2 protein-coding genes are annotated in these 3,627 nt (G+C 56.8%); both read left to right on the forward strand.

Annotated features, from left to right (window positions below):
- Positions 1 to 218 precede the first annotated feature (218 nt).
- On the forward strand, positions 219 to 2,966 hold the full coding sequence (locus tag KHU33_RS25710) for a TonB-dependent receptor (RefSeq protein ID WP_211468322.1): 2,748 nt from the start codon (positions 219 to 221) through the stop codon (positions 2,964 to 2,966).
- Between the two features lie 108 nt (positions 2,967 to 3,074).
- Positions 3,075 to 3,627: energy transducer TonB (locus tag KHU33_RS25715; RefSeq protein ID WP_211468324.1), on the forward strand; the 553-nt coding region annotated here is incomplete at its 3' end.

Here is a 3,627-nt window from a genome sequence, read left to right on the forward strand (position 1 = left end):
CCCAGACGGTTTTTGGAGATGGACTGGCCGGGGAATTGTTTTACAAGCGGCGATGCGCGGCGTCTTGTTGGTTGGATCTTGTTGTATTGGCGACTGTATCGAAAAAAAGGTTCTCCCCTTTGCCGGCCTGAAGTGAGCTCAAGCCGCAGCGTGGAGAAGTCAATGAAAAATGGCCTGTTTCAGATTTGCCGGGCCGCAATCGATGGGGAGAACAGTAAGTGAATAAAAATTTAACACCAATAGCATCGGCAGTCGCGCTACTGGTCATGGCGGCAGCCATGCCTGTGCATGCGCAGCAAGCGGATGATGCAGCTCCGAAAGCTGACAGCAAGAGCGCCGACAAGGCGGGCCAGATTGAACAAATCACCGTCAACGGCATTCGCGGCTCATTGCAGAAATCTCTGAACCAGAAGCGCAATGCCGACTCGCATGTGGAAGTCATCACCGCCGAAGATATAGGCAAGATGCCGGACAAGAACGTTGCCGATTCGCTGTCGCGCGTACCTGGCGTCACCATCGGTAACGCCGGCGCCACCGAAGGCGGCTTCGACGAAGCCGACCGGGTCAGCATGCGCGGCACCAATCCCAGCTTGACGCAAACGCTGATCAACGGCCATAACGTGGCGTCCGGCGACTGGTTCGTGCTGGATCAGTCCGGCCAGGTCGGGCGCAGCGTCAGCTACACGCTGCTGCCTTCCGAACTGGTTGGTTCGGTGGTGGTGCACAAGAGTTCCCAGGCTAATCTGGTGGAAGGCGGCGTAGCCGGTTCGGTCGATATCATTACCCGCAAGCCGCTGGAGTTCAAGAAGCAATTCACGGCGGAAGCGACCCTCGGCGCGGTGTATGCCGATTTGCCAGGCAAGACCGATCCGCAAATCAGTGCATTGGTGAACTGGAAAAACGAAGCGAATACCTTCGGTATTCTGGTGCAAGCCTTTTCGGAGGAGCGCCATCTGCAACGGCAGGGCCAGGAAATTCTGGGGTATACCCAGATCGCTCCGGGCAGCAAGATCGCTACTGCGCATCCGGATCTGGCCGGCGTATATGCGCCTAACCTGATCAACTCTGCGCTGTTTGAACAGCAGCGCAAGCGCACCGGCGGCTTGATCGACGCCCAGTTCAAGGTCAGCAACGATTTCTCGTTCGACGTCAATGCTTTTACTTCGGAAATGAAGGCGGCCAACTACAATCGCAGCTATGAATTCTGGGGTGCGCAGGTCATCAACGCCGGCGCCGGCCAATCGCCGAACCCTGGTTACACGGTGAAAAACAATACGCTGACATCGGCTACTTTTGCACCGGTGGCCGGCACCAACTATGGCGTCTACGACCAGATTTCACGTCCGGACGAAAGCGCCAGTTCCAACTTCGTCGAGCTTGGCACCAAGTGGCGGGCTACCGATGCGCTGACTTTCACTACCAAACTGGGTACCTCCACAGGGGAAGGCAAAACACCAACCCAGAACGTGGCGGAATGGAATGTCGGTGTCGGCGCAGGCGCCGGTTATCAATTGAACGGCACGGGCACCGCCGCCAACTGGAATCTGGGCGCAACCAATAACGCCAGCCCTGCCGGTTCGCAGTTCGGCTGGATCTTTGGCGACCAGAACATCAACGTCAAGGACAAGGAAAACTGGGTGCAGGCTGACGGTGAATTTTCCGCCGGCTGGGGCACACTGTCCACCATCCAGTTTGGTCTGCGCTACAACGATCACAAGCGCAGTTCCGATGGCGTGATCGGCCAGGGACCGTTGAATGCCGGTAATCCCGGCGCAGCAAATTCGGCCGCGAATCCGGCTAACTTCCCATCCGGTTATTCCAACTTCCCGTCGAATTTCGGCAGCGGCCTGGGCAGCGGTTTCCCGACCAATGTCTGGTATTACTCGCCGGGCCAGCTGGCGGCTTACAACGCCTTCACCAATCGCGATCCGGTCACGCGTGAAGACTGGAATTCCGAGTTTTCGGTCAAGGAAAAAAATACCGCCGGTTACCTGCAAGGCAATTTCGAGGGTAATCACTGGAGCGGCAATGTCGGCGTGCGGGTAGTGCAGACCAAGGAGAATGTCATCTCTAACGTCGCCGCGCCAGCCAGCGCGCCGGGAGCGATCACGACTTCGGCTTTCGGCCCGTTCGTCAAGCAGTACGACAACAATACCTACGTCGATGTGCTGCCAAGCATGAACCTGAAATTCGACTTGAGCAAAGATGTGATTGCCCGTTTTGCCGCATCCAAGACCATGACCCGCCCGGATTACTCGTCGCTGGCAGGCCAAGTGACTTTGACGCCGCCTGCGGCGTTCGGCGCCATCGGTTCCGGCACCGGCGGCAATCCTAATCTGAAGCCGATCACGTCGAACAACTTCGATGCTTCGCTGGAGTGGTATTTTGCTCCTCGCTCATTGGTGTCGGCGAGCGTCTTCAATATGAACCTGAGCAGTTATGTCGGCTTGGGGACGGTCACCAGAAGCTATGTCACCAGCACCGCAGATCATCCGGCAAACTATATGGCCGATTATGTGCTGACGGTGCCGGTCAACACCAGCGGCACGGTGAACGGTATCGAACTGGCGTATGAAATGCCGCTGGGTAAAAACTTCGGTTTTGCCACCAACGCCACTTTCATCAACGCCTATGACGCCAACAACGGCCCGCTGGTCGGCGCATCGAAGCGTACCGGCAACCTGACCGCTTACTACGAGGATGAGCGTTTCAATGCGCGTATCTCGTATAACTACCGCAGCAGCTTCTACAGCGGCCTGGATCGCAGCACAGCATTCTATCAAGCCGCTGTCGGCACTCTGGCGATGTCATTGGGCTATAAGTACAGCGAACAGCTGTCCTTCACGCTGGATGCGCAGAACCTGAACAATCCTACTCTGAAGTACTTCGCATTGAATGAAGATCAGCCGCGCGCGTTCTACAAGAACGGCCGGCAGTTCTATCTGAATGCGCATCTGAAGTTCTAGCAGCAAGAAGCCGGCATGCCGCTTTTCAATAGCGGCATGCCGGTGGTTTTGAGTTTGTAGTGAACATCAGGATTGCCAAAAATCAGGCGCACAAACAGGAGTCGTTGTATGGATTTCACGCAGGATGGGAAAAATCCCTCCAATCATGCAGTCGGTATCAGCGTGGTGGTTGTTCTGCATGTCTTTATCGTTTATGCGCTGCTTACCGGCTTGGCGCGCAAGGTTGTGGAAGTGATCCAGCAGCCGGTCGAGACCAAGATCATCGAAGAGATCAAGCCGCCGCCCCCACCGCCGCCGGACAAACCGGTTCCGCCGCCGCCAAAATCGGTTGCGCCACCGCCACCGTTCGTTCCGCCGCCAGAGGTAAAGGTAACGCCGCCGCCGCAAGAGAACGTGATAGCAGCGGTGACCAATGTCAAACCGGCTACCAACGATTTGCCGACTTCCGTGGCGCAACCGTTCACTACCGGTGAAGCAGGTCCTTCGCATACCAGTGCAAAGATTGCCGGCAATTGCGAGAAGCCGGAGTATCCGAGAACATCCTTGCGGAATGAAGAAGAGGGCGTTGTGACAGTCAAGCTGACGATCGGCGCCGACGGCAATGTGGTCGATTCCGCCGTCGAAAAGAGCAGCGGTTTCAGAGACCTGGACCGCGCCACGT

This window comes from Collimonas silvisoli, from assembly GCF_018305005.1.
Lineage (GTDB): Bacteria > Pseudomonadota > Gammaproteobacteria > Burkholderiales > Burkholderiaceae_D > Collimonas > Collimonas silvisoli.